The sequence below is a fragment of the Streptomyces sp. CA-251247 genome, assembly GCF_050952975.1.
Classification (GTDB): Bacteria; Actinomycetota; Actinomycetes; order Streptomycetales; family Streptomycetaceae; genus Streptomyces; species Streptomyces achmelvichensis.
The window spans coordinates 7785807-7811217 of record NZ_CP191861.1; the positions used below are offsets into that span (position 1 = coordinate 7785807).

At 68.6% G+C, this 25411-nt stretch carries 18 protein-coding genes and 2 pseudogenes; 10 read left to right on the forward strand and 10 right to left on the reverse strand.

What is annotated here, in order from left to right:
* Positions 1 to 21: 21 nt before the first annotated feature.
* A complete protein-coding gene (locus ACQPWZ_RS34770) occupies positions 22 to 3393 on the reverse strand; it encodes a CARDB domain-containing protein (RefSeq protein WP_433573470.1) in 3372 nt (1123 codons plus the stop codon).
* Positions 3394 to 3850: 457 nt separating this feature from the next.
* Between ACQPWZ_RS34770 and ACQPWZ_RS34775 the strand changes: the two genes are divergently transcribed.
* Genes ACQPWZ_RS34775 through ACQPWZ_RS34785 form a run of 3 tightly spaced genes read left to right on the forward strand, consistent with a single transcriptional unit; the run spans position 3851 to position 5336 of the window.
* On the forward strand, positions 3851 to 4483 hold the full coding sequence (locus ACQPWZ_RS34775) for a hypothetical protein (RefSeq protein ID WP_433573471.1): 633 nt from the start codon (positions 3851 to 3853) through the stop codon (positions 4481 to 4483).
* Complete coding sequence (locus ACQPWZ_RS34780; RefSeq protein WP_433573472.1) at positions 4480 to 4896, forward strand: SgcJ/EcaC family oxidoreductase; 417 nt, start codon at positions 4480 to 4482, stop codon at positions 4894 to 4896. The genes ACQPWZ_RS34775 and ACQPWZ_RS34780 overlap by 4 nt, the downstream gene beginning before the upstream one ends.
* A gap of 44 nt (positions 4897 to 4940) precedes the next feature.
* Positions 4941 to 5336, forward strand: a complete 396-nt coding sequence (locus ACQPWZ_RS34785; protein ID WP_356703123.1) for a VOC family protein — start codon at positions 4941 to 4943, stop codon at positions 5334 to 5336.
* A gap of 115 nt (positions 5337 to 5451) precedes the next feature.
* Here ACQPWZ_RS34785 and ACQPWZ_RS34790 read toward each other — a convergent pair whose 3' ends face one another.
* The 3 genes from ACQPWZ_RS34790 to ACQPWZ_RS34800 all read right to left on the reverse strand — a co-directional run bounded on the left by ACQPWZ_RS34790 (position 5452) and on the right by ACQPWZ_RS34800 (position 7585).
* Positions 5452 to 6327, reverse strand: a complete 876-nt coding sequence (locus ACQPWZ_RS34790; protein WP_433573473.1) for a class I SAM-dependent methyltransferase — start codon at positions 6325 to 6327, stop codon at positions 5452 to 5454.
* A 103-nt stretch (positions 6328 to 6430) separates the two neighbouring features.
* Positions 6431 to 7051, reverse strand: coding sequence for a helix-turn-helix domain-containing protein (locus tag ACQPWZ_RS34795; protein ID WP_340477396.1), 621 nt, complete (start codon positions 7049 to 7051; stop codon positions 6431 to 6433).
* An 87-nt stretch (positions 7052 to 7138) separates the two neighbouring features.
* On the reverse strand, positions 7139 to 7585 hold the full coding sequence (locus ACQPWZ_RS34800) for a PaaI family thioesterase (RefSeq protein WP_433573474.1): 447 nt from the start codon (positions 7583 to 7585) through the stop codon (positions 7139 to 7141).
* A 363-nt stretch (positions 7586 to 7948) separates the two neighbouring features.
* Between ACQPWZ_RS34800 and ACQPWZ_RS34805 the strand changes: the two are divergent.
* Positions 7949 to 9861: pseudogene (locus ACQPWZ_RS34805) on the forward strand (CASTOR/POLLUX-related putative ion channel).
* A 258-nt stretch (positions 9862 to 10119) separates the two neighbouring features.
* Positions 10120 to 10338 (forward strand): hypothetical protein, encoded by a 219-nt coding sequence (locus ACQPWZ_RS34810; protein WP_340477399.1) that lies wholly within the window; start codon positions 10120 to 10122, stop codon positions 10336 to 10338.
* Positions 10339 to 10698: 360 nt separating this feature from the next.
* On the opposite strand, the gene ACQPWZ_RS34815 is transcribed toward ACQPWZ_RS34810, so the two are convergent.
* The 4 genes from ACQPWZ_RS34815 to ACQPWZ_RS34830 form a co-directional block, all read right to left on the reverse strand.
* Positions 10699 to 12387 carry a multicopper oxidase family protein gene (locus ACQPWZ_RS34815; protein ID WP_433573475.1) on the reverse strand — a complete coding sequence of 563 codons (1689 nt, stop codon included), beginning with the start codon at positions 12385 to 12387 and terminating at the stop codon, positions 10699 to 10701.
* 476 nt (positions 12388 to 12863) lie between these two features.
* On the reverse strand, positions 12864 to 13664 hold the full coding sequence (locus ACQPWZ_RS34820) for a class I SAM-dependent methyltransferase (protein WP_383238583.1): 801 nt from the start codon (positions 13662 to 13664) through the stop codon (positions 12864 to 12866).
* A gap of 519 nt (positions 13665 to 14183) precedes the next feature.
* A complete protein-coding gene (locus ACQPWZ_RS34825; protein ID WP_433573476.1) occupies positions 14184 to 14648 on the reverse strand; it encodes a hypothetical protein in 465 nt (154 codons plus the stop codon).
* A gap of 250 nt (positions 14649 to 14898) precedes the next feature.
* On the reverse strand, positions 14899 to 16653 hold the full coding sequence (locus ACQPWZ_RS34830) for an Imm49 family immunity protein (RefSeq protein WP_433573477.1): 1755 nt from the start codon (positions 16651 to 16653) through the stop codon (positions 14899 to 14901).
* A gap of 711 nt (positions 16654 to 17364) precedes the next feature.
* Here ACQPWZ_RS34830 and rph point away from each other — a divergent pair.
* Both rph and ACQPWZ_RS34840 read left to right on the forward strand, forming a co-directional pair.
* Positions 17365 to 19983, forward strand: a complete 2619-nt coding sequence (gene rph, locus ACQPWZ_RS34835; protein WP_433573922.1) for a rifamycin-inactivating phosphotransferase — start codon at positions 17365 to 17367, stop codon at positions 19981 to 19983.
* A 156-nt stretch (positions 19984 to 20139) separates the two neighbouring features.
* Positions 20140 to 20508, forward strand: a pseudogene (locus tag ACQPWZ_RS34840) (VOC family protein); the annotation flags it as partial.
* 127 nt (positions 20509 to 20635) lie between these two features.
* Here ACQPWZ_RS34840 and ACQPWZ_RS34845 read toward each other — a convergent pair.
* Positions 20636 to 21124: a VOC family protein gene (locus ACQPWZ_RS34845; RefSeq protein WP_340477404.1), complete on the reverse strand. Its 489-nt coding sequence runs from the start codon at positions 21122 to 21124 to the stop codon at positions 20636 to 20638.
* Between the two features lie 170 nt (positions 21125 to 21294).
* On the opposite strand from ACQPWZ_RS34845, the gene ACQPWZ_RS34850 reads away from it, so the two are divergent.
* Positions 21295 to 21963 (forward strand): glyoxalase, encoded by a 669-nt coding sequence (locus tag ACQPWZ_RS34850; RefSeq protein WP_433573478.1) that lies wholly within the window; start codon positions 21295 to 21297, stop codon positions 21961 to 21963.
* A gap of 90 nt (positions 21964 to 22053) precedes the next feature.
* Positions 22054 to 23085 carry a hypothetical protein gene (locus ACQPWZ_RS34855; RefSeq protein WP_433573479.1) on the forward strand — a complete coding sequence of 344 codons (1032 nt, stop codon included), beginning with the start codon at positions 22054 to 22056 and terminating at the stop codon, positions 23083 to 23085.
* A gap of 116 nt (positions 23086 to 23201) precedes the next feature.
* On the opposite strand, the gene ACQPWZ_RS34860 is transcribed toward ACQPWZ_RS34855, so the two are convergent.
* Positions 23202 to 23570 carry a VOC family protein gene (locus tag ACQPWZ_RS34860; protein WP_340477406.1) on the reverse strand — a complete coding sequence of 123 codons (369 nt, stop codon included), beginning with the start codon at positions 23568 to 23570 and terminating at the stop codon, positions 23202 to 23204.
* Positions 23571 to 23884: 314 nt separating this feature from the next.
* On the opposite strand from ACQPWZ_RS34860, the gene ACQPWZ_RS34865 reads away from it, so the two are divergent.
* Positions 23885 to 25351: a dihydrolipoyl dehydrogenase family protein gene (locus ACQPWZ_RS34865; RefSeq protein ID WP_433573480.1), complete on the forward strand. Its 1467-nt coding sequence runs from the start codon at positions 23885 to 23887 to the stop codon at positions 25349 to 25351.
* The last annotated feature ends 60 nt before the right edge of the window (positions 25352 to 25411 follow it).

Sequence of the window (25411 nt, forward strand, 5' to 3'; positions counted from 1 at the left end):
ATGCCCTGCGGGGCGGTGCGGTCAGCCCGTTCTGTTGATGACGAACTGCGACCCGGGCTCGACGAGAATGTCGCCGTCGGCCGAGTTGGTGATCGTCACGTTCGTCAGGGTCGCACTGCCCCGGGCACCGCTCATCGCGAGGATGCCGGAGCCGTTGTTGGACTTGTCGATCCTCACGTTGGTGATCTTGACGTTGGGCATCTCGCCGCCGCCCGTCTTGAACTGGATTCCGTCGTAGGTGGAGTCGTGGATGTCCGTGTCACGGATGGTGACACCTGGGATGCCCTGCCCCTGCGCGAAGAGGGTGATCGCACCGAACTCCTGGTCCTCGTTCCAGAACGCGCCGCCCGTGCGGTACAGGGCGTTGTTGGCGATGAGGGTCTGGCCGGTGAAGGGCAGCGGGTCGTGGTCGGTGGCGAGCATGATGCCGGGGTAGTTCATGGTGTCGGCGATGATGTTGTTCTCGATGGTGTTGCCGTATCCGCCGTAGACGGCGATGCCGTTGGCGCGCCAGGGCAGCTGGATCGTGTTGTTGCGGAAGTGGTTGTCGTGTCCGATGTCGACCGAGGTGTCCTTGACGTATTTACTGGCCCACACCGCGAGGGCGTCGTCACCGTTGTTGCGGAAGGACGAGTTGTAGACGGTCGAGTTGCGGGTGCCGTTGGCGAAGTTGATGCCGTCGGCGTACGTGTTGCGTATCCGCATACCGCTGAACTCGACGCCGTCGCCCGGCCCCCACAGTTCTGGGATGTTGGAGTAGTCCCGGCCGGCCCAGACACCGACGTTGGCGTGCTCGATCCACACGTTGGTGATCTTGGTGTCCTTGCCGAACCGGCCGTTGAGACCGACGCCGCCCTCGTGGTTGCCGTCGCCGCCCCGGATGGTGCCCGAACCGAAGATGGCGATGTCCGAGATCTTGGTGTTGTGGTCGATGTCGAAGCCGAAGTTGCCTTCGTGCGGGTGGTTGATCCCGCCCGCCTGGTGCGGTGGGGTCAGGGTGTACAGCTGGGAGTGCCACATGCCCGCGCCGCGGATGGTGACGTCCCGGATGCCCACCTGGTTGTGTGTGCCCCGGTTCAACGGGTCGTCGGTGAGGATCTTCTGCTCCTGGCGCCACTGGCCCACCGGGATCCACACGCAGCCGATGTCACCCTGCTGGTCCGCGGTCACCGCGCGCTGGATGGCGTCGGTGTCGTCGAGGCCGTCGTTCGGTACGGCACCGTAGTTCGTGATCGACGTGCAGCCGGCCGGCTGGGCGCTCGGCGGCGCCACCTGCTCGAGGTCGACCAGGTCGATGATGTAGAACGAGGCCGTGTCACCGGCGTCGCGCTGGAGGCGGAACGTCGTGCCGGCCGGATAGCTCTGCGACAACAGCGCGTGGGACTCGTCGAACAGGCGCCGGGCATCGGTCCCAGGCGTGTTGGTCAGGCCCTCAGGGTCGTCGGTCCTTCCGTACAGCCAACTGTGCTTGGAGGACAGGGTGAGCTTGCGGCTGAAGGTGTCGTTGACGTAGAGGCTGATCGTCGCCTCCGCGCCGCCGCCCGAGGGCGCATCGGGGATCGAGTTGCGCACGACAATCGAGTTGGCGGCGTTGGCCGAGGTGAACTCGACGAAATGCCCCGTGGTGGTGAGCCTCACCGACTGGCGTCCGGAGGACTCGGTGGCGAAGTTGGTGTGCCCGAAGGTCCGCTTGGCGTCGGTGGTGAGGAGTGTGCCCTGGTAGCGGGCTGCTTCGGCTTCGTACTCGGTGTAGGGCACCGCGGCACCGCGTCCGACGACAAGGGAGCGCGCGAGGACGTTGTTGTTCTCGTTGGTCTCCGCGACGGTGTTCGTCGCGTCGGCCGTCGCGATGAGGGTGACACCACCGCTCGCCGCGGTCCACGTGCCGTTGATCGGTACGGTGACGCTCGCCCCTGCGGCGATCGCTCCCGCCATTCCGTTCAGGGTGGTGCTTCCGGCGGCGAGGCGTGTGACGGTCCCGGCCGCGACAGCGCTTGTGCCGCGGTTGTCCACCGTGACGGTGAAGGAGACCTGCGCGCCCACCGCCGGAGCGGCCGGGTTGGGGGTGATCGCGGTGACGGTGAGGTCCGGCCCGGGGCTCTGCCCGACGACCAGCTTCGAGGACGCGGTGCGGCTGTTGTTCGTGTCGTCCTGCTCGACGACGGTTCCCGCCGGGTCGACCACGGCGGACACGGTGTAGCTGCCCATGGCGCGCTTGCCGACGGGAACCTTGACGATCGCGGAGGCGCCCGCTGCGAGCGTGCCCACCTGCGCCGAACCGGCTGCCGCGCCTTCGAGGCTCACGTTCACCGACGTGGCGGGGGACGCGGCGCTTCCGGCGTTGCGGACCGTCGCGCTGACCTCGACGGCGTCCGTCTCGGACGGTGAGGCGGGGGCCCAGGTCAGATCGGTGATCGTCAGGTCCGGGTTGGGAGCCGCGGCCCCGATCACCTGGAACTCGGCGACCTGTGCGCCGAAGCCACTGGAGTTGGAGAAGATTTTCAGCTGTACGTCGGAGTAGCGGCCGGTCACCGGGATGGTGACGCTGTTGCCGCCGGAGGACGGGGAGAACGCGTAGTCGGCGCGCCCCTTCAGTGAGGTGAAGCCGGAAGCCGACTGTTCACGCCCGAGCACCTCGATGGCCTGGGTCCGCGGGCCCCATGCCTGGTCCGGGTTGAGTTTGACGACGACCGCCTCGACATCGGCGTTGGCGCCGAGCTTCACCGTGAGGGTCGACGGGAAGCCGGAGGACTCCCAGTAGGTCGCCGGGCTGTCGTCGTTCGCATTGGACGCGACATAGGTCTGGGTGAACGACGACGCCTCGATCGGCTTGTTGCGGGCGAGGTTGGAACCGTTGACGGGCGGCTCGCCCGGCCCGTCGTCCTCGCCGTAGACCTCCAGTTCGGACAACTGGGCGGCGTTCCAGCCGCTGTTGGCCGACACCTGCACGCGCACGTACCGGACCGTGGTCGCCGTGACGGGGATGCTGACGGTGTTCGCCCCGGCCGGATCGAAGGCACGCGCGCCGGAAGCGGACAGCGGTGCGAACGATGATCCGTCGGTGCTTCCCGACACGCTCAGGGTCTGATTGCGGGCTTCCCAGGTCGACGGCAGCTTGAGCGCCACCCGGGTGATCTCCGCGTTCGCGCCGAGGTCGACCTGCACCCATTGTGGCAGCGCGCCGGCGGGCCCTTCCCAGTACGACGCCTGGCTTCCGTCGGTGACGTTGCCGGCCGGGTAGTTGCCGTGACTGCCGCCTGCACGGGCGGACTTGCCGAGGGCCAGATTGGGCCCTTCCGCGGCGTAGGCGGGAGCGGGCAGCAGCCCGACGGCTATCAGGCCCGCCAGCACCATGCCGACGATCACTCGCCAGCCTTGGTGTCTCAGTTTCATGGTGTCCTCTTGTTTCGTGATCCGGTGTCCGGGCGCGCGGCTCGGCGCCCGCAGGTGGCGCCGTTCGAGGCGTTGGGGCAGGGCGACTTGCATGACGGACCGGTGCGCCGAGGGGACGGCGACCACGTGCCTCGCCAGGTACCTGACATGCAGAAGGCGAGGCAGTTGAGAGGTTCTCTAGAACTTTTGAGTGAATCAGTCAAAATTTTGCAGCGACAGGGTGACAGGTTTCTACCAGGTGGCCACTTTGTCAACGGCGCTGACACGCAAGCGAGTTGGTAACAGCAGTTTCGGCAGGTCGGCGGGACGGCGCTGATGGCGAGGAAGCGGTGCCCGCAGGGCCGAACTCTTGAACTCTCAAGAACTTCTCGCATAGCATGCCGAAACTTCACGAGCAGGCCGGACAGCAGTACCACCTGCCCGCTCGTGTTCGACCCCCCACTGGAGATCCCTTGTCATGCACTTATCGGACGAGCATGCATGTGCGCCCCCCACCGTCCTGTTCGACGATCAGGCACTCGCCGCGTTCCTGATCGCCGCTGTCGATCAGTACAACCACATCACTCCCCAATCGCCCCTGCCCTGCTTCGCACTCCTCGTGGGCACGGCGGACGAGTCCGTGATACATGCTCAGCACGTCGTGTTCGCCGCCAATGCGCGGACTCGTGACCCGGCAGCACGTCGGGAGTTCGCCGAGTCGATCGTGCCCACCTACGGGCCCGCCTACGAGAACGAGACTCGGGGGTGGTGGGTCGACTCCCGCGACCTTCTGCGCGCCTCACAGGAAGCGGAAGCGGCCGGCCTGGAGCTGTTGGGATCGATACACATGCATCCTGACTGGCACCGCATCGGTCCCCCACGCGAGCGCACCGTGGTCCTCAGCGAGCACCCCACGGAGATGGATCAGTACGTCTTCACATCGACGGCATGGCCACTCAACGTCATCTGCTATCTCGAACGCCGGGGTGGGGTGATGTACCACGCGCTCGGCGCCTGGGCGCCGCCTCCGCTCGGTCAACCCGAGTCCGGCTGTCGTGAACTGCCCCTGCTGGTAAGCACCGTGTTTCGCGAGATGGAGGCAACGGCTTGACCGCTCCGACGAACGACGACCGCATCAGAACGCTGTGGGTCGCCATGGCCGAGCACTGGGCCCAGGGTGATGCCGTCCGATTCGCTGCCAACTTCTCGCAGGACTGCGACTTCACCACGGTCAGAGGTGACAAACCATCAGGTCGCGCCGGTATAGCGGCAGGGCATGAAGCTCTCTTCCGCACCGTCTACCGGGGCTCCACTCTCACCGCTCGCGTCCGAGACATCCGCTACCTTCGCGACGACATCGCCGCCGTGAACGCCGAGTCCGAAATCACTGGTCCCGACGGGACGGTTCTGGCCAGGACCCACGCTCTTGCGGTGCTGGAGTTCGATGCCGGCGCAGAGCGGTGGAGCATCACGGCATTCCACAACATGGTGCCACTGTCCACCATCGACACACCCAGGGCGTAGGTCCTCGCTCCCACCACCAACCCCCCACGAAGAAGGGCACATTCATGGGCAAGCCCGCGCTACGCCATCTGGCGATCGTCGTCCGCAACCCCGAAGCGCTCGCCACGTTCTACTCCGACGTTTTCGACATGACCGTCTTCCACCGGGACCCGGACGGCAGTTGCTTCCTCAGCGATGGCTACTTCTCGCTCGCACTGCTCAGTCATCAACTTGACGGCGATACCCCTGTGGGCATGAACCACTTCGGGTTCCATGTCGAGGACACGGCCGAGATGTCGGAACGTCTGGAATCGGCAGGTGCTCTCAAACCCGCGGAACGGCACACCACCCGCCCGTTCGCCGAGTACCGCGCCATGGACCCGGAAGGCAACTGGTTCGACCTGTCCGCGCACGGTTTCGGCGGTCCGGCGACCCCCGAGGAGACGTCACCCGACGACTGATTTTCCGGCCTCCGCCGAAACCCTTGCGTCCGAGGAGCCGCGGGCAGTGACCCGCGGCTCCTCGCGCGCGGTTGTGTGGATGGACTGCTCGCCTTGCCGTCGCTGTGCGCGTGGTTCAGTTCTTGCGGCGTGCGGCCCAGACGGTGCGTTCGGTGCGCACCACCAGGTCGGTGCGACGCAGGATGCTGTGGCGACTGCCGGTGTCCAGGAGTCGGTCGAGAGCAGCGAGGTCGTCGGGCACGAGCGCTTCAGCGGCGACACCGCGGATGCGTTGCAGGGAGCCCAGGGCGTAGCGGCCGACCGCCTCGGTGGGGGAGTCCTCGATGTTCACCGCGATGGTGCGTTCGGCTGCGACGGTGAATCCGGCTTCGGTCAGCATCGGTCCCCAGTCGGCACCACGGTGGGGTACGTGCTCGGCGTGGAAGCGGTCGGTCGCGGCATGGCAGCGGTCTTCCAGGCCGGGACGCTCCTCGGGTGCGCTTTCCGGCATGAAGCGGGGGAAGCCTGCCAGTTCGACGACGGCGAACAGACCGCCGGGCGCCAGCAGGTCATGGACGTGGCGCAGGGCGCTGTCGGGGTCGGCCATGTGGTGCATCGAGGCGGAGGCCCACACGAGATCGGGCGTGCCGAGGCGGGGCCAGGCGGTGGCGTCGAGGTCGGCCAGAACGGTGCGCACGCGTTCCTGCACTCCCTCGGTGCGCGCCCTCGCGTTCAGGCGGTGAAGGTGGTCGGCCGAGGAGTCGACGGCGGTGATATGTGCCTCGGGGAAGCGGTCGAGCAGGGCGAAGGTGCCGGTTCCCGTTCCACAGCCCAGGTCCACGATCTCGTGCGGTGCGGCATCGAGGGGCAGCCATGCCGTGATCGCGGCGATGTGCTCGGCGAGGACTTCCGCGTCCAGGTCGAGGATCTCTGCTTGCCCCCCGGAGTCGGCGACGTGCTGATGGCCGTGGTGCGCACCGTGGTGGTGGGTGTGTGCTTCTGTGTGGCTCATGCCTCCACGCTAGAGCGCCATTGCGCGCATGGCACGATCTCTTGCTGTATTGGCAAGGGGATGGTCGGCTGACGTGCCGCACACGCAACGGCATGCGGGCAGGTCACGTACAGGAGCCGTCCGATGCGTAGTCACTGCCGGTGCCCTTGCTGCCGCTGTCGCGCTGGTGTCCGCGTCGGGCGTCACGGTCGAAGATGCCCAGGATCTCGCACGGGCCGCCCTCGGTGCCGATGGCGTGGGGGAGCATCGTGGGGAACTCCGCGGCCTGGTTGGTCTCGATGCGGAAGCGGCGGTGGCCCAGCATGAGAATCGCGGTGCCGGAGAGGACGACGAGCCATTCGCGGCCGGGGTGGGCGCGCATGCGCGAGGGGTTGTCGGGGGGTGGCTCGGTCAGACGCTGACGCATGACGCTCATGCCGGGCTCCGCCTTGATGGGCCAGCGCATCAGCCGGTGGGCACTGTCGATCATCGGGTTGGTGACGACATCGTCGGAGGCGGTCTCCACCAGCTGGTCCAGAGAGGTGTCCAGGGCGCGGGCGAGGATGACCAGCTGATCGAGCGCGAGCCGGCGCTGACCGTTCTCGATACGGCTGAGGGTGGACTGGCTGACGCTCGCGCGGGTGGCGAGTTCCTCCAGGGACCAGCCCTGTGCCACGCGCAGAGCCCGGATCCGTTTGCGTACCAGGCTGTCCAGTTCACCATCGCTTTGCGTCATGGGCAACATCGTATGCTCTTGGTGCAAACCGGGGTCAGGTCCACCGACCGCATCAGCGAAGCCGCCCCGCCCGGCGTGTACACGCGTTGAGCAGTCTCACGCCACGGTTTCCGCACCGCTGAGTGGGACGACGCGAGCCGTGGCACTGGCTGTTGCGATCACGATGTCGTCCGCGTCGGTGAGCGAAGCTTCGAGGTGGGCGATGTCGCCCACGCGATGCACCACGCGGCCGTTCCCGAAGAGCCGTCCGGGGCGGACCGGGCGGAGGAAGGACCCCTTGAACTCCAGAGTTGACTGGAACTGGTCGGGCTGGAGGGTGGCGAGAAGAGCAGGGCCGACCGTGTCGTAGAGCATCGCCGCGAGAAAGGCCCCCAGGACGTTGCCAGTTGGATTGGTGAAGTCCTCGGTTGCGTGGAACGCCAGACGAATCGTGCCGTTGTCGACGTCCGCGTCGATGAATTCCCACCCCAGAGTGGCCGCTGCACGCGGCATCGGCGAGCGCCCGTTCACTCCATCCCAGAACGGGCCGGATCGTTCGCTCATCACATCTCCCTGGGCTGCGGCTGTCCGGTGCCGTCCGTCCTTTCCCGCTGGGTTCCTTCGCCTGTCGCTCACCCGCGTCGGCTCACCCGGTCGGACCCGGCTGTGTACTCGCGGACGACGCCCGGGCGGTGTGCACCCGGATAGCGACGACGGGCCGGGACGATCACGAAGGGATGAATACGTGCAGAGGGCACCCCGTCGCCTCCGGGTGCCGGGCACGCTGCCGATGTGCACAAAGAAGGAGACAGGGCTGTTCCCCGACAGCGGACCACGGAGCCGGAACGTCACCGGCGACCCACTCAACGGCCCCCCGCCCCCCGTCGCGGCGGACCGGGCGACCGTGTCGGCACTGTCGAGGCCCGCATCCGCTACTGGTTCGACACCACGCTGGCCCGCGGCACTTCCGCACTCGTCGGGTGGCTCGCCCTCGCCTGTCTGGCGGTGGTGGTTCCCGTCAGCGCGGTCCTCGTCTGGACGGACCAGCGCGCACCGGTGGCCACGGGATCGAAGATCGTCGCGGTGTGGCGCAGCACGGGCCAGACCATGCGGCTGGGTGGCGAGGTGGGGCCGCCGCTGCGGGTCGCCCTGTCGGTGCTGCTGGCCCTCATCGCCCTCTTCTACGTCTCCACCCTGGTCAGCCTCATCACCGCGGGCATGACCGACCGGCTGATCGCCCTGCGCCGCGGCCACTCCACGGTGCTGGAGAGCGGTCACACCGTGGTTCTCGGCTGGTCGGAGCAGATGCAGACGGTCGTCTCCGAACTGGTCGCCGCGAACGCATGGCGCCGCCAAAGCATCGTCGTGGTCCTCGCCGACCGCGACCCCGCCGAGATGGAGGACATCCTCCGGTCGGACATCGGGGACACAGGCCGTACCCGGCTCGTCATCCGCAGCGGACGCCCCACCGACCCCGCCGCCCTGGCCCGGGTCAGTCCCGCGACCGCCGACGCCGTGGTGGTCCTCCCGCGCGACGACCCCGCCGAGGACGCCGAGATCGTCAAGACCCTTCTGTCGCTGCGTGCCGTCGTCGGCCAAGAGCGCGACCTGCCGGTCGTTGCGGCCGTACGCGACGACCGCTACCTCGCCGCGGCCCGCCTCGCCGGCGGACCAGGAGCCACCGTCTGGAGATCGACGACGTTTCCGCCCGTCTGCTCGTGCAGTGCGTCCGCCGCCCCGGCCTCTCCCTCGTCCACCAGGAACTCCTGGACTACGCGGGCGACGAGCTGCACACCGTGCAGAGCCCGGCGTTGACCGGCCGGACGTTCAGGGAAGCGGCCGCGGCCTGCCCCGTATCGAGCGCCGTCGGCGTCGTCCACGCGGACGGCAGCCTCAGCCTCGACCCGCCGGCCGCGCTCACGCTGACTGATGGCGACGGCTTGGTCGTCATTGCACGCGACAGGGAATCCACGCACCTGGCACCGGTCGCCGCCCCCTACGATCCGACGGTCCTCGCCGACGAACCCCCGCCGCGGGTACAGGTACCCGAGCGCCTGCTGCTCCTCGGCTGGAACCGCAGGGCCCGCCGGATCGTCGACCAGCTCGCCCGGTCCGCGCCGCCGGGTTCGTCCCTCGACGTCGTGGCCGAGCGCAAGGCCGCGACGGTGGCAGGGCTGCGCGCTGCCGACCGGGCGGTCGGGGACGCCCTCACGGTCGTCCACCGGCCGAGCGACCCCACCCTGCGAGAGACCGTTGAGGAACTCGACCTGGCCGACTACCACGGAGTGATCGTCCTCGGACCGGATCGCCGCCGCTCCGGGCAGGACGACCCCGACGACCGCACCCTCGTCACCCTGCTCCATCTCCGGGCCCGGGAGCGCGACACCGGCGTGCGGGTGCCCGTCGTCACGGAGTTGACCGATGACCGCAACCGGCTCATCGCCCCGGTCGCTCCGGGCGCCGACTTCGTTGTCAGCGGCAAGCTGATCGGTCTGCTCATGACACAGATCTCGCAGAACCCCCGACTGGCCTCCGTGTTCGAGGAGTTGTTCGCACCTGGCGGCAACACGATCCACCTCCTTGCGGCCGGGGACTTCGTCCGGCCGGGCCACCGGGCCTCGTTCGCCACCGTGGCCGAGGCGGCTTCCCGACGGGGCGTGTGCGCGATCGGGTACCGCTCGGCCGCACGGGATGGGGAGCCCCCGCATCACGGCGTGCGCATCAACCCGCCGAAGGCGTACGCCAGATGCTGGGATGACGCCGACGAGGTGATCGTCGTCGCCCCCGCCCCGGCGGCCCCTGCCGCCGCGCTGGACGCGGCGCAACGCGACACCGAGTGAGACGGTCGCCGCCCTTCCGTCCGGCGGTTGCCGCCGTCCCGATGGGAGATGCGGAGGCTACGTACAGCTGTGGAAGATGCGGCACACCCAGCGCACCGTCAGCGACTGATCGTGCCGCTGGAGCGCGGGAGTCAGGGAGACGCCCCCGTGGGATCGTCCCCCGTGGGATCGGAGTGGCATTGACATGGCACCGATAGGAGAGGAGGCTGAAATATACCCTTTCGCCCGATAAGCGATAATAGTCGGAGGTGTATGAGGGTGCGCCAAAAGATCATTGCCGCAGTCTCCGCAGGAGTTGCAGGCCTCGCGCTCGCAGTCATACCCGCAACCGGTGCGTTCGCTTCGAGCGACGCAAGTGGCGGCAACTACGGATGCTCCGATGGGAGGGGCTGGGGCGACCGTGGGAACAATTGCAACTACTACGACAACCGGTACGACAGGAACTTCAACAACTCGGTGATCTTCATCGTGCTGTGAGCCTCATGATCAAGGTAGCCGTGGGTCGAGGCCCCTGATCGGACGGTCGGCAGTCCGGCGGACGTGAACGTGGGCGCTGCGATGGTGGCGGACCCTGCACGCGACAACCGGCCACACCGCTCCGACAGGGGCGTTCGTCTGTGATGCGGCGAATCCGTGGCCGAGAGGGCCGCACGGTGCGCCGGAGCGGGTGGAGAGCTACCTACCTGGCTCGGTTGTGGCCAGGGCGATCACCGGCCGGGAACGGGTGGTCCCCGGCCGGGCCGCGGCTCAGAGAATCTCTCCGAGGAAGCCATCGTCCTTGCCGCCGGGGACCGGGTTCTTCGTCATGCAACTCATCTCCACCGCTGAGGTGTTGGGCTACGCGTCGTACGTGACGGTGGTCATCATGCCGGACTCCGAGTGGTAGATGTTGTGGCAGTGGAGCATCCAGTCGCCGGGGTTGTCGGCGTCGAAGTCGAGGACGAGTTTGTTGTGAGGCAGCACGGTGGCCGTGTCCTTGCGGGCGCCGTGCGAGTCGATGCCGGCGAGGGCATAGGTGTGGCCGTGCAGATGGACGGGGTGCCACATGTCGGTGGCGTTGACGACGACCAGCCGTACACGTTCGCCGCGTTCGACGCGGTGGACGCGGTCGGGTGAGTAGGGGCGGTGGTCGATGCCCCAGTCGTAGTTCTCCATACCACCGGTGAGGGTGACTCTGACGATCCGGTCGGGTCGGCGCCGGTCGAGTTCGACGGATTCGTGCGGCCTGAGTTCGCGTGCCGACGGCAGGACGCTGCGCCGTAGTTCGGCGGGCCGGGTGCCGGGGCCGGGAAGTGCACCGCTTGCCGTGCGCAGGACGGCCATGGCGGCGCCGTTCTTGCCTTCGGCGAGTGCGGTGAGCGGGAAGACGCCGTCCTTGGCGGTGATGAGTACGTCGTAGCGTTCGCCCATACCGATGAGTAGAGAGTCGGTCCGGTGGTGGCGCACGGGGAAGCCGTCGCTGTGGGTGACTGTCATCCGGTGTCCGCCGAGGGCCACACGGAACGGGGTCTCCGCGCCGGCGTTGATGATGCGCAGCCGGATCCGGTCGCCGGCTTTGGCCCGGAACTGGGTCGGGTCGTCGGGTGTGCGTCCGTTGATCAGGTAGTGCGGGTAGGCGACGTCTCCGGCGTGGCCGCCGAGCAGCGGGCTGCTGGCAGCGGTCATCAGTCGGCCGGGGCCTCTGCTCGGCCTCGGTGAGGGCGGGGCGTCGTCGCGCGCCGGCGCGTGGTGGCGCTGTGGTGCGTGGGCACGGGGCGGGCCGTATCCCGCCGCGACGCCTCCGGAAGGTTTGGAGGGCCGGGCGCCGGGCTCGTGCTGCCCGTGGCCCATCGCCGGTTTGCCCTTGCGGAGCTGGTCGAAGATGTCCTCGGGGCTGGAGCCGCCGACCCCGTCGATCCAGTCGTCGAGCAGGACGATCCATTCCACGTCGTAGGAGAGGGGCTCGTTGGGGTCGTCGACGATCAGCGGTGAATACATTCCGCGGTCGACCTGCAGGCCCAGGTGGGGGTGGAACCAGTAGGTGCCGGGGTGCGGAGCTTGGAAGCGGTACGTGAACGTTTTGCCCGGCTGGATGGGCGGCTGCGTCACGTCGGGCACGCCGTCCATCTCGTTGCGCAGGGCTACGCCGTGCCAGTGGACCGTGGTGGGTTCGGGCAGCTGGTTGGCGAGCGTCAACTGCAGGGTGTCGCCGGCGGTGATCCGCACCTCCTTGCCGGGCAGTTCACCGTTGTAGGTCGAGGTTCTGACGGTGCGTCCGTTGCCGATCTCGACCGTGGACGGTGTGGCGGTGAAGGTGAGGCCGCGGAGCTTTCCTTCGGGGCTGGGCGTCCATGTGGGCCGGACCTTCTTGCCGTCCGAGGTGACGGAGGACTGGGGACCGGCGGCCCCCTTTCCGGCGCCGGCTGTGGAGTCCGCGCCGCTGCCTGAACAAGCGGTGAGCAGCGCGGATCCCGCTGCGGCGATCCCGGCGCCGAGTACGGCACGCCGGGTGGCAGAGGTCGGACGGGGGTGATCCTGCCTGTACATGGTCCTCCGGTCGTCGTACATGCACGCATCCCGCCCGGGCAAGGGGCGGCGCCCCGGGTGGGGCCAGATGCGGCAGGACCAGCATGGAGCACAATGCCGGAAACATGCGGTAAGTCCTATCTGCCTGTCGTATCTGTCGTGCCGGTTGGCATCTCGGCCGATGGCTGTACGGCGCCGGCAACTGATGCGGGGTGCCCGGTGGGCGGAGGTGTGCGAGGGGTGGCCAGAGGGGTCAGGTCGTGAGCCCTGGTCAACTACGCCGAGACGTACGCCAGTTCCCCGTGCCGGCCGGCATCACCGAGCACCTGATGGGCCGCTCCGGAAGCGGAGCTGAGGGGTTCATCGGATGCCGGGAGGACGCGCCATCGGTCGCCGGTAGGTCTAGCGCCTCATGTCGGGTGCATCCCGCGCTTCGTGTGCGCTGTGAGCCCCGCCGGCTGGCGACGCCGTCCGGCAGGGCAGCCACGCCCCGGGGCTCAGGGCCGCTGACCCCAGGCCATCACCATGCCGGGCCCGAGTTCGGCGGCTTCGGGTGAGGCCAGGTAGGCGAGGGCGTCGTCGATCACGGAGGAGTCCACCCGCCCGGTCTCCTCCAGTGCGAGCCGCATCCGGTCCCACGTCTCGGACCAGAAACGCGCCAGCGGGCCTCCTGGGACCAGCGGCGGGCAGAAGAGTTCCGCCGCAACGTGCTCGAGGCCCTCCTCCCGCAGGAGGTGCGGGTATGCCGGGACCCAGGACGTGTCGGTGCCGATGGTCGACCGTAGCGCCTGCCACATGGCGTCCATGGTCCGCCGGTAGGCAGAGGACGCGTCCAGTGGGTTCGGCATCTCCACGGCGTCACCGAGTACGAGCCAGCCGCCCGGGTTCAGCCACCCGGCAAGCCGTGAGACGAGACGGCGTCGCTCGGGCAGATGCATGAGGACGAAGCGTGAGTGGATCAGGTCGAAGCCGCCCAGGTCCAGGCTCTCGTCCCTGAGGTCGGCATTGACCAGCCGTACCCGTGGGCCCGCCAAGGCGGCCAAGCCGCTGGTGTCCCGGTCCAGGGCGACCACCTCCGCGGCGCCGGCCTCGTCCAGCAGCCAGCGGACCAGCGTCCCGGTCCCGGCCCCCACATCCAGGCAGCGGCTGTCCGGCCCCGCGCCCAGAGCGCGCAGGCGGCGTGTGGTGAAGGGGTCGTAGACCAGGGCGGCCGCGTCGATGCGTTCGGCTTCCTCGGGGTGCTCCGGTTCGAACAGGTCCTGTCCGTAGCCGCCGCCGGAGCCCGGGGGAGTGGTCACGGCCTGCTGCCTCCCGGCCGCGGCGCCGGAGTCTGCGGTACGTCTGCTGCCTGTCGGTGCCATGGAGAGTCCTGACGTTGTGAAGACCGGCCACGTGAGGCGCGACGGCTTCCGGGTCCTTCGCGGAGAGCGCGCACATCCGAGATCGGAAGGAGCCGGGCCGTCCGTGCCAGGGGCCCCGCCGCCGCCTTCGCCAGCGTGGTCGAACTCATGATCGATCGCCTGATCGCCCGTCCTTCACGGGAAGGGCATGCCATTCAGCGCGAAAATGCAGATATCCGATCAACTCTGACAAAGCAATCAAACCATTGATGACTAGAGCATCGCGAATAGACGGCGGAACGGCATCCGCACGACGCCAACCGACAGCGCTCCTGTGGGCAGGCTCCTCCATGACGGCCCAGAAGCCCAACGCGCCACCGCCGGAGCACGCTCTGCCGCCCGCCGCAGAGGTCGTCCAGCGTGACGCCGCCGCCGCACGCATCCTTGATCCGTCCAGGGCGTGCCCGGCGCCGCCCGTCAGGGCCCTGGCTGCGAATCCTCCGAGTCGTAGGCCCCCAACGCCACCTGACGGCTTGCCAGAAGGTCGCTGAGGTCGTCAGGGCCCAGACGTTCCTGCGTCAGCTTCACGCAGGCCATCCCTTCTGTGGCGGCCCAGGCCCGCCGGGCACGCTTGTTGGCGAGCCGTCTGCGGTCGCCACGCAGGAAGCCCGCGCCCGCCGCGCAACCGGCGGAGGTGAGGGCGAGCAACGCGGCGGGCACGCGTGCGTCCGCAGCGGCGAGCCCTGCGGCTCCGGCGATGCCCGCGAGCAGGGCCGCGGGGAACCCCAGCGCGATGTCGACTTTGGTCCAGAACTCCGCTCGGCGATGCGCGAGAGCCTTCTGCTGTTCGGCTTCGCCGCGCAGCCGTTCGATCTCGCCGCGCAGTCGACGCGAGGAATCGGCAGGGGCGGGCCGCATGGATCCATCGGTGGTGGTGGCCATGAGTCGATTCCAACACGGCTGCGCCGTAAGGGATTTGGGTTGTTGTGACAGTCATGGAGGGCTGCGGTGGTGGAGTTCGGACGCAACCGCTCGGAGCCAGGGAACGGGTGCTCGACGCAGCGCCACATTCACCGGCAGCTCTGTTCGTCGAACTCGTCGAACTCGTAGAGCCCGCCGGGCCCCACGTTGCACCGACCCGAGCAGTGCCGACTTTCGGTTGTCGTTCCGACCCGGCGATCCACCACGTGCCTCAGAAGGGTTGGGCAGCCCGGAGGAGACGCTGGGGCAGATAGGGGGACTCGACCCGGATCTCCCAGCCCCGGCGGCGGGCATGGCAAGCCAGGGCGAGGACTTCGAGGTCGACCGTGGCGTCCGCGTCGCCGGCACGGTCGGCTACCTGGTAGTGATCGCGGTGTGCTTCGAGGGCATCGGCAAGAGCCAGGTTGAAACTCTCCTCGTCGCCCTCCACCAACTGCGACAGCAGCACGGCCGGTCGCGGAAAGAAGCCCCAGTCCTTCGCCTTCTCGGCCTCCCGCAACGCCCGCTCCACCGCCTGCTCGGAATCCACGCCCGTCAGGTAGGCGTGGAGGGCTTCCCGGTACGCGGTGTAGGCGGATCCGTCCTTGCCGGCAAACGCGGGGCCGGTGAGGACAAGGGGGGCCAGGTCCTGGCGAACGCCGGTGATCAAGGCGAAAACAGTGGCATTCTCCCAGCTGCCCGCGCTCGCCTCGCGCCGCGACGCCGGGTAGCGCAGGGCCCGGCCGGCGACGGTCACCTCGGCCTCGGTGCCGGGCTCCGCGAGAGCGATGCGGAACAGGGCGGCCCCGAGCTGGGAGGCCAGCCGCAGGTTCGCGAGCTGGGCGTCCGTGACATCAGCGGAGTTGCCGGCACGCCATGTGAAGAGGAGCTCCTGGTAGCGCATGGCATTCTCGAGCTTCGACGCGGCGAGGGCTTCGCCGTCTTCCGGGGTGAGGGCTTCCTGCGTGTACCGGTGGAACAAGGCCTCACTCTCCGGGTTCACCTCCCCGTCGCGTGCAGGCCGGTCGACCACCAGGGGGCCTGCGGCCAGCGCGGCAGCCGCGTCCGGACGCCGGTCACGGCCGAACCCGCCGACCCTCGGTCCGCTGGATTCGAAACCGGTGACCAGGGCGTGCGGGAGGTAGTGCGTCTGAAGAGCGGGCATCCAGCCCAGCGTCCGGTACGCGAACGCCGCCAGGCCGAGCGGCACGAGCGGCAGGAGACTGCTCGGCGAGGCGGTCGAGCCGTGAAGGGCGGCGTGCGCGAACAGGAGGTCGGCCAGCGCGGAGTCGAAGGCTTCACGGTCCTCGGCAGCCAGGGCACGCAGCGCTCGTAGCGCCGTGCTGTCCGGCCGGTCGAGCAGGGTCTCGCCGGTCTCCTCGGTGCGGGCGCGGATGCGGTCCAGGGCGGCGTCGACGGCGCCGAGCTTGGCTTGCGCGCTCGGCGGGTACTCCTCGTCGTCGCCGGTGTCATCGAGGATCATGGCCGTCAATCCTGTGATGAGTTCGCCGGCGGGTGTCCCCTGTTCCCGCTCGGCGAACTTCTGCCGGGCGAAGTGGAAGGCCTCACCGTGCCACTTGGCCTTGTCCCTGAGGGTCGCCAGACAGAGCGCGTCGATCCACTCCCCGGGGGTGACACTCTCGGCGGGAGCGTCCTCACCCGGGTCGTAGCCCATACCGAAGTTCACGTAGTCCAGAAAGATCTGGAAGGTGCAGTGCGGGTGGTACGCCGCGTAGGCGACGGCGCCGGCCGCGGCCTCGGAGGCGTCCTTGAGTGCGGCCCGGGCTTCCGGCGTGTCGAGGTCAGGTGTCTCGACGGAGAGAGCGCCCAGGTAGTCGAGAAACTCGTCGGCGATGGACTGCCACTCGTAGGTGGCCATCCGGCCGGCGCGCGACATGGACCGCACCTGCCCCCCGATCCGGTTCGCGAAGTCCTCGCGCGCTGCCAAAACGGCGGCCCTGCCCACCTGGTGACGTTCTATCCGCACTGCCCTGCTCCTTGATCGAATCGGTGCGGACAGACTAGACAGGGGATCCGACACGCAGGGCTGCCGGGCACGGGGCGGGTGCAGCAGCAACGGGTAAGAAGCCGTTGTCCGTGGTTGCCCCTGGGGGGCAGCGGGACGATTTCCCTCAGTTCGAGGCGGGGTGGGCAGCGATCCGCGTGCTGAGTGCCCGGGCGCCCACGCAGGAGCCGCGGCTGCATCTGTAGGCCGATGCGACATCCGGCTGAGCCGACGACGCGTACCCGTGCACGGCGCGCCGTCGCTCTTCGCAAAGAGCTGGGCAGTTCCTTGGGGCGGCAAAAGAACAAAGGCAAGGAGAGCTCTCTCCTTGCCACTCTCAACTTATAGCGCAATGGGGGGCTTGCCACAAGGCCCGGGTCACGGCGCAGAATCATCGGCCGATGCCACAACATGCGGAAACGAGGGCACGACGTGCGGTGGTTGTCGGCGACGTATGAGGGACGGGGTGGCGTTCAACGAGCGGTGGGACCGGCGGTGCAGTTGCGGGTGCTCCGCGCGGGGTGCGGGGGTGCTCGCCGCCCGCATGGGCAGAGCGGCTGCCGACTCGTCGGAGGGAAAGCAAGCAGGGATGAGGACATGCACGACAAGAGGGTCGACAGAGTGGGAGGCGCCGGTGATTCGACCGGCCACCGCAGCACAACGGAGCACGGCTGCCTCGGAGGTATCGCAGTGATGGAGCAGTACGTCGTGGATCTTCGCGAGGTCGACGAAACACAGGTTGCGCTCGTCGGCGGCAAGGGCGCGCACCTGGGCGGGCTCTCGCGTATCGAAGGCATCCGCGTGCCCGGCGGCTTCTGCGTGACGACGGACGCCTTCCGGCGGGTCATGGCGGATGCACCGTCGATCGGCGGTCTGCTCGATCAGTTGGCGCGCGTGAGCCGGGACGACCGGGAGGCGATCCGCACGCTCAGCGCGGAGATTCGTCGGACCATCGAAGGGATCGCCGTCCCGGGCGATGTGGTGGCGGCGATCACCCGTGCTCTCGCCCACCTCGGCGAGCAGGCCGCGTACGCCGTCCGGTCCAGCGCGACGGCAGAGGACCTGCCGACGGCTTCCTTCGCCGGCCAGCAGGACACGTACCTGAACGTCATGGGGCCGACGGCGATCCTTCAGCACATCAGCCGGTGCTGGGCCTCGCTGTTCACCGAGCGTGCCGTGACCTACCGCCGGCGGAACGGCATCGACGACCGTACGGTCCATATGGCCGTGGTCGTGCAGCAGATGGCCTTTCCGCACGCGTCCGGCATTCTGTTCACGGCCGATCCCGTCACAGGCAACCGGAAGGTCGCCACCGTGGACGCCGGCTTCGGCCTCGGCGAGGCCCTGGTATCCGGACTGGTGAACCCCGATGTCTTCACAGTGCGAGACGGCGACGTCGTCGCCAAGGCGATCGCCGCCAAACAGCGTGCCCTTCAGGCACTGCCGGCCGGCGGAACGCAGGAAGTGTCGATCGACTCGCAGCAGCAGGAGCAACCGGCGCTGACGGATGCGCAGGTCGTGCGGCTCGTGCAGCTCGGGCGACGGATCGAAGCGCACTTCGGCCGCCCGCAGGACATCGAATGGTGCCTGGTCGACGACGGCTTCCAGATCGTTCAGAGCCGGCCGATCACGACGCTGTACCCCATCCCGGAGACCGGCGATCAGGAGAACCACGTCTACGTCTCCGTCGGCCACGGGCAGATGATGACCGACCCCATGAAGCCTCTGGGGTACTCCATGTGGCAGCTGACTGCCATGGTGCCGATGCACGAGGCCGGCGGGAGGCTGTTCGTCGACGTCACCCGGCGTCTGGCCTCGCCCGCGAGCCGCGCCGGCCTTCTGGACGTCCTGGGGAAGGGTGATCCGCTGGTCAGGGACGCGCTGGAGACCGTCCTCGACCGCGACGATTTCGTCCCGTCGCTCCCGGACGCGGATCCCGGCGGGCCGCCCGTCGGTGGTGCGCCCGCCGGCGGTGTGCCCGCACCGATCGAGACCGATCCGGCCATCGTCACCGAGCTGATCGAGCGCAGTCAGGAGTCGATCGCCGCCCTGGAGCGCGACATCCGGACGAAGTCCGGACCGGCGCTGTTCGACTTCCTGCTCGAGGCCTTCGAGGAGCACAAGCGGGTCCTCGGCGATCCGCTGAGCCTTCAGGTGATCATGGCGGGGATGGAGGCCACGTGGTGGCTCAACGACAAGCTGCAGGAGTGGCTGGGCGAGAAGAACGCGGCTGACACGCTGACGCTGTCCGCCCCCGACAACGTCACGTCGGAGATGGGACTCGCGCTGCTCGACGTCGCGGACGTGATCCGCCCGTCACCGGAGGTGGTGGCGTTCCTCCAGGGAGTCGAGTACGTCGAGGACCACGCGTTCCTGGACGAGCTGGCGAAGGTCGCGGGCGGTACCGAAGCGCGCGACGCCATCGAGGCCTACCTCGACCGGTACGGCATGCGCTGCGTCGGCGAGATCGACATCACGAGGCCACGCTGGCGCGAGCGCCCCACCACGCTCGTGCCCGTGATTCTCGACAACGTGAGGAACTTCGAGCCGGGCGCCGCCGAGCGGCGCTTCGAGCAAGGGCGGCAGAAGGCGCAGAAGAAGGAGCAGGACGTGCTGTCGCGGCTGCGCGCCCTCCCGGACGGGGACGCGAAGGCCGACGAGACCAAGCGGATGATCGACCGGGTCAGAACCTTCATCGGGTACCGGGAGTACCCGAAGTACGGCATCATCAGCCGCTACTTCGTCTACAAGCAGGCCCTGTTGGCGGAGGCCGAGCGCCTTGTGCAGGCCGACGTTCTTCCTGAGAAGGAGGACATCTTCTCCCTCACATTCCAGGAACTCCACGACGTCGCGCGCTCGAACCAGGTGGATGACCAGCTCATCGAGCAGCGCAAGGAGGCGTTCCGTTCGTACCACGCGCTCACACCGCCCCGAGTGCTCACCTCGGACGGCGAGGCCCTCACCGGGGCGTACCGGCGCGACGACGTACCGGCCGGTGCTCTGGTCGGCCTGCCCGTTTCCGCCGGGACCATCGAAGGGAGGGCCCGCGTCATCCTCGACATGGCGGACGCCGATCTCGAAGCGGGCGACATCCTGGTCACGACCTTCACGGACCCCAGCTGGTCGCCGCTGTTCGTCGGAATCGCGGGCTTGGTGACGGAGGTTGGCGGCCTGATGACCCATGGCGCAGTGATCGCCCGTGAGTACGGCCTGCCGGCGGTCGTGGGTGTGGAGCAGGCCACCCGGCTGATCGCGGACGGACAGCGGATTCGCGTGCACGGAACGGACGGGTACATCGAGATCCTGCCGTGACCGACCAGACGGAGTAGTGCCTCTGCCGCTACCACGTACAGGAACCTCAGCACGTCCTGTCGTCGGAGCGCAGAGGCACTTTCCGGCTCGCTCTGGCTGGTGCCGGCCGGCGACGGTACGGATGTCGATGCAGAGCGGGTGCATAGGATCGCCCGCATGGCACTGCGACCTGTTCAGGTGAACATCAAGGCTCTTGACGGGTTGGCGGTCGGCCGGTTCTGGGCGGAGGCGCTGGGCTGGAGTGTCTTGCGGCCCGGCGTGACCACCTACGTCGGACCCGACGCTGAATTCGTCTGGCGGACCCGGTCGTCCTGGGTCTCGACGTCGTTCCCGTCCCGGAAGCCAAGACCACGACCAAGAACCGTGTGCACCTTGACCTCGCCACCAACTCTGCGACCCATAAGGCGGAGTTGGTCGCCCGCCTGAGGGCTCTCGGTGCGACACCCGCCGATGTGGGCCAGGGCGACGTCCCGTGGACGTGCCTGACAGACCCGGACGGGCCACGAATTCTGCGTCCTCGCCCCGTCCTGACGCGGAGCCGTCATGTCGCCCCTACGCGTGAGCCCTGTGTGTTCACGCACCACGTCACACGGGAGTGCCCCGGTTCCGGCCCGGGCCAAGCAGCGACAGATCGTCGCGCTCGCGACGAACCTCATGGCCCGCTTCCTTCCTGGGGCCCGCCGCCCGGGTGGGCGCCGAAATCGGGCAGCGTCAGCGATCCGTCCGCGGCGAGGTGGAAGCCCGGGTTGTGGGCGACCTCCCAGGCGTGCCCGTCCGGGTCGGTGAAGGCGCTTGAGTAGAAGCCGATGGCGTTGACGGCGGCGGGCTTGGTGACGGTTCCGCCGGCCGCTTCCACGGCGACGAGCAACTCGTCCACCTCGGCACGTGAACGGACGTTGTGGGCAAGGGCGATGCCCCCGAACCCTCCGGCACTCGGGCCGTCCGGCGTCGACGGTCCGGACGGCAGACCGCAGTCCGCAGCCAGGAGGTCGCGGTCCCACAGGACCAGGGCGAGGCCGCCGGCCTGGAAGAAGACCGTGTGCTCCACCTCCTGTCCGCGCCAGCCCAGTGCCTCGTAGAAGCGCCGGGCACGGGCGAGGTCGCGGACGCCGAGGGTGACGAGGGTGATGCGCTGGTCCATGCGGCCACGGTAGGGGACCGTATGGACCGCTGCCCGCCGCCGCGCAGCGGGCGGTGACGCGGAGCCCGCGGTCACGGTGGAGGAGTGCCGACGCACTGGGAGGAGCACGTGACGAGACCGGTCAGGAATCGAGAAGCCCTGGCCGCCGAGCAGCCCATAGCGTGAGGGACATGGAAAACAACGCAGCGACCACGTCCATCGCATCCGTCACCCTCGAGGTGGCCGACCTCGAGGCCGCCCACCGCTTCCACACCGCCTTCGGAGTGGATGCGCACGTACGCCTGCGGGCGTCCGAGGCGCACTCGACCGGATTCCGCGGCTTCACCCTGGCGCTCACGGTGTCCGGACCGGCCACAGTCGACAGCTTCCTCGGCGCCGCCCTGGACGCCGGCGCCACGGTGCTCAAGCCCGCCGCGAAATCGCTGTGGGGCTACGGCGGCGTTGTTCAGGCGCCGGACGGCACGACCTGGAAGGTCGCGACCTCGGAGAAGAAGGACAACGGCCCGGCCACCCGCGAAATCGACGAGTTCGTCCTCCTGCTCGGCGTCGAGGACATGAAGGCCAGCAAGCAGTTCTACGTCGGCCAGGGCCTGACCGTGGCAAAGAGCTTCGGCGGCAAGTACACCGAGTTCGCCTCGGACGAGTCCAGCCCGGTCAAGCTGGCGCTGTACAAGCGCCGCGGCCTGGCCAAGGACCTGGGCGTCGCCGTCGACGGCACCGGCTCGCACCGCATCGTCCTCGGTGGCACCGCCGGCTCCTTCACCGACCCGGACGGCTTCGTTTGGGAGGCGGCCACGTCGCTCGCTCCCGCGCCCTCCACGCCGTCTGCCACGTCCTGACGGCCAAGGCAGGGGCGACCCTCGCCGAGTCCGCAGGGAAGGCGACCACGGTGGCCAGCGTCCGCAGCAGGCAGCCTTAGGGTCACGTCCATGACGAGGACCACGCCCCCGAGACCGCTCGATGTCGAAGCGCTCTTCCCGGAACTGGCCGCCCACAGAGGCACGACGACACGGCTGCACCCACGGCCGGGCGCTCCAGATCTGTCCGCCAGCTCCGTTGGTGGTCCGATGCTGTGGCCTGCGGACGAGCCGTGGCCGGTGTGCAGCGAGGCGCATGGTCGGGGGCGTGGCCGACGACCAGCCGATGTTCACCGGTGGCGGCACGTTCTGGCTGCCGTATCGGCTCGTGAGGAGACCGGACGCCCTACCGACGAGGAACGGCAACTCCTGGAGGAGTTGCGCCAGGAGCACCGGATTCCCGGGGTGTCCGAGACGGACCCGTTGCCGATGATCGGCCTCGCGCAGCTGTACCGGCGGGACACCCCCGACCTGCCGACGGGGCCGGACGGCTGCGACCTGCTCCAGGTGTTCTGGTGTCCCTTCAACGCACACGGGCCGGGGCGGTGGGACCTGGAAGTGCACCTGCGGTGGCGTCAGTCGGGCGAGGTCGGTGAGGTACGTGCCACGCCGCCGGAGCCTTTGGTCGTCGGCTCCGACAGCTTCCTGCCCGAGCCTTGTGTGCTGCACCCGGAGCAAGTCGTCACGTACCCGTTCGCGGGGCTCCTGCCCGAGGGCCTGTGCGCACAGATCGACGCCTGGGAGGAAACTCTTGAGGAGACGGCCGAGCTGCTGTCGGGCGGCAACGTGGCCTATCCCGTCGCCTACCAGTACGACCTGTCCATCCCACCCGGATGGCGTGTGGGCGGCTTCGCCTCCTGGCACGCGACTGATCCTCACCCGATGGACTGCCTGACCTGCGCGGCACCGATGCGCCTGCTCCTGACCATCGACAGCTCGGAGTGGGACGGCGGCACCGGCAGTTGGAGGCCGCTGGAGGACATGGGCCGGCCCACGTATCGTCACGCCACCCCGACCGAGGTCACCGTGGGCCGTTTCGGCGAACTCAACGTCTTCATGTGCCCTGAGGATCCCGGCCATCCGCACCGCTGGAGCATCCAGTAGCCGGAGTCACCCTGGAGAGTCGCCCCTGCACGGTGCGTCCCCACCGAAATGGGGGCTGTGCCCGATGGGCTTCTGCCGGCCGTTCTGCCCACGATCAGCACATGCCCGGCACAGCGTCATGGGGCCGGGATCGGTTGGGTGAGGTTCACCGGGTTGCCGTCGGGGTCCTGGATGTGGGCGACGCGCTGTCCCCAGGGCATGTCGTTGGGGCCGCCGTGGACCGAGCCGCCCAGCGCCGTCACCCGGCCGAGCGTTTCGTCGACGTCGTCGACACCGATGCTGAGCAGGATCCGCGGTGCCGACCCGGTCCCCGGGTCCGTCTTCGCCACCAGTCCGAGGTCGGTGTCGCCGAGGCGCAAGCCGCGGTAGAAGGCCGGGCCTTCCGCCGGTACCCGGAAGATCTCCTCGGCGCCGAACAGTTTCGTATAGAAGCCGAGCAAGACGTCCTGGTCGGCAGTGATGATCACTGGCTGGATGGTGGACATGGGCACTCCTGTCGAGAACGGTCGTGTCGCTGGGTAGACCGTTCGAGGCCGGTGAACTCATCGGCACTGACGCTGGTGATCACCGCCAGAGCAACATGCGGTCATGTGCGAAAAGGTGGACAGTGGGGGAGTGGGGCTTCGGGTGTGAAGCTTCTGACCTCATGGCCTGATGCTCGGAATCGCCCACCCGGATCCGCAGAGGATCTGATGCCTGCCCCTCCCGAACCCGCGGCCGGCCCGAGAGCGGCCTTCCCATGACTCACGAGCCCCCCGACACGGCCGTATGCGGAACCAGATGAGTCATGGGGGTAATGATGAGCGAAGCTCCGCGCACATATGACGTGATCGTTCTCGGCGCTGGTCCGTGCGGCGAGAATCTGGCGGAACGCACCAGTGACGCTGGGCTCACCACGGTGGTGGTGGAGAGTGAACTCCTCGGTGGTGAATGCTCGTTCTGGGCGTGCGAACCCAGCAAGGCCCTGCTCCGGCCGATGACGGCCCGCGCCGAGGCCCGCCGTGTTCCAGCGCTGAGCGAGGCCGTGAGCGGTCCCTTGGACGTCGCGGTTGCCCTGGCCCACCGCGACAAGTTGGCGAACTACTGGCAGGACGACGATCAGGTGGACTGGCTGAACTCCGTGTCTGTCGACCTGGTCCGTGGATTCGGCCGGCTGGACGGCCCGCGGCAGGTGACGGTGCAGACTGCTGAGGGAGAGACCGTCCGGCTCGCCGCCCGACATGCCGTGGCCGTGTGCACCGGCACCGACGCCGCTCTGCCCGACCTGCCGGGGCTCAGTGACGCCCGTCCCTGGACCAGCCGTAATGCGACCAGCTCCCGGGAGGTTCCGGAACGTCTCGCCGTGATCGGCGGGGGAGTGGTGGCGGTCGAAATGGCGGCTGCGTGGCAAGCGCTCGGCTCACAGGTGACCATGCTGGTACGAGGCACCAGCGGGCTCCTGCCCCGTATGGAACCGTTCGCCGGGGAGATGGTCGCGGACGGATTGCGGGAGGCGGGCGTCGACATTCGGCTGGACACTTCGGCCTCTCGCGTCACGCGCACCGGCCGTGAGGTGCACATCGAACTGGCGGACGGAGGGAATCTCGCCGCGGACGAGATCCTGGTCGCCATCGGCCGTGCGCCCCGCACGGGCGACATCGGCATGGAGACCGTGGGACTGAAGCCGGGTGACTGGTTGGCGGTGGATGACACCTTCCAGGTGCCTGCTGTCGCCGACGGGTGGCTCTACGCTGCCGGCGATGTGAACCACCGCGCTCTGATGACCCACCAGAGCAAGTACCAGGCACGAATCGCCGGCGCCATCATCGGTGTCCGCGCCGCGGGCCGCAGGCTGGACGACGCGAGGTGGGGCGCCCACGCCTCGACCGCCGACAGCGCGGCCGTGCCACAGGTCGTTTTCACGGATCCGGAGGTGGCCAGCGTCGGCATGACGGTGCGCGAGGCAGAACGCGCGGGGCGCCGATTCGAGATGGTGGACTACGACATCGGGCATGTGGCGGGAGCCGTTCAATACGCCGACGGTTACCGAGGGAAGGCGCGCCTCCTCGTGGACCTGGATCGCGGCAACGTCCTGGGAGCGACTTTCGTCGGCGCCGGAGTCGCGGAACTGCTGTTCTCGGCAACAGTCGCGATCACGAGTGAGGTCCCCGTGGAGCGCCTCTGGCATGCCGTGCCGGCTTTCCCGACCATCAGCGAAGTATGGCTGCGTCTACTGGAGACACGGCGCGCCGGTGTTGTCCGCCGCTTCGAGGGAACATCTGGCTGACCCTCGCGAGGGCGCGCCCGGCGCAGACTGCCCTGTGACCTGCCTGCCACGGACGGAGCC

Coding starts and splice junctions, on each gene's coding strand:
- ACQPWZ_RS34790 (WP_433573473.1), bottom strand. CDS start 6,327: ATGAGCCACACAGAAGCACACACCCACCACCACGGTGCGCACCACGGC.
- ACQPWZ_RS34825 (WP_433573476.1), bottom strand. CDS start 14,648: ATGGCCACCACCACCGATGGATCCATGCGGCCCGCCCCTGCCGATTCC.
- rph (WP_433573922.1), top strand. CDS start 17,365: ATGGAGCAGTACGTCGTGGATCTTCGCGAGGTCGACGAAACACAGGTT.
- ACQPWZ_RS34865 (WP_433573480.1), top strand. CDS start 23,885: ATGAGCGAAGCTCCGCGCACATATGACGTGATCGTTCTCGGCGCTGGT.
- ACQPWZ_RS34800 (WP_433573474.1), bottom strand. CDS start 7,585: ATGAGCGAACGATCCGGCCCGTTCTGGGATGGAGTGAACGGGCGCTCG.
- ACQPWZ_RS34775 (WP_433573471.1), top strand. CDS start 3,851: ATGCACTTATCGGACGAGCATGCATGTGCGCCCCCCACCGTCCTGTTC.
- ACQPWZ_RS34795 (WP_340477396.1), bottom strand. CDS start 7,051: ATGTTGCCCATGACGCAAAGCGATGGTGAACTGGACAGCCTGGTACGC.
- ACQPWZ_RS34770 (WP_433573470.1), bottom strand. CDS start 3,393: ATGAAACTGAGACACCAAGGCTGGCGAGTGATCGTCGGCATGGTGCTG.
- ACQPWZ_RS34855 (WP_433573479.1), top strand. CDS start 22,054: ATGACGAGGACCACGCCCCCGAGACCGCTCGATGTCGAAGCGCTCTTC.
- ACQPWZ_RS34815 (WP_433573475.1), bottom strand. CDS start 12,387: ATGTACAGGCAGGATCACCCCCGTCCGACCTCTGCCACCCGGCGTGCC.
- ACQPWZ_RS34785 (WP_356703123.1), top strand. CDS start 4,941: ATGGGCAAGCCCGCGCTACGCCATCTGGCGATCGTCGTCCGCAACCCC.
- ACQPWZ_RS34860 (WP_340477406.1), bottom strand. CDS start 23,570: ATGTCCACCATCCAGCCAGTGATCATCACTGCCGACCAGGACGTCTTG.
- ACQPWZ_RS34845 (WP_340477404.1), bottom strand. CDS start 21,124: ATGGACCAGCGCATCACCCTCGTCACCCTCGGCGTCCGCGACCTCGCC.
- ACQPWZ_RS34850 (WP_433573478.1), top strand. CDS start 21,295: ATGGAAAACAACGCAGCGACCACGTCCATCGCATCCGTCACCCTCGAG.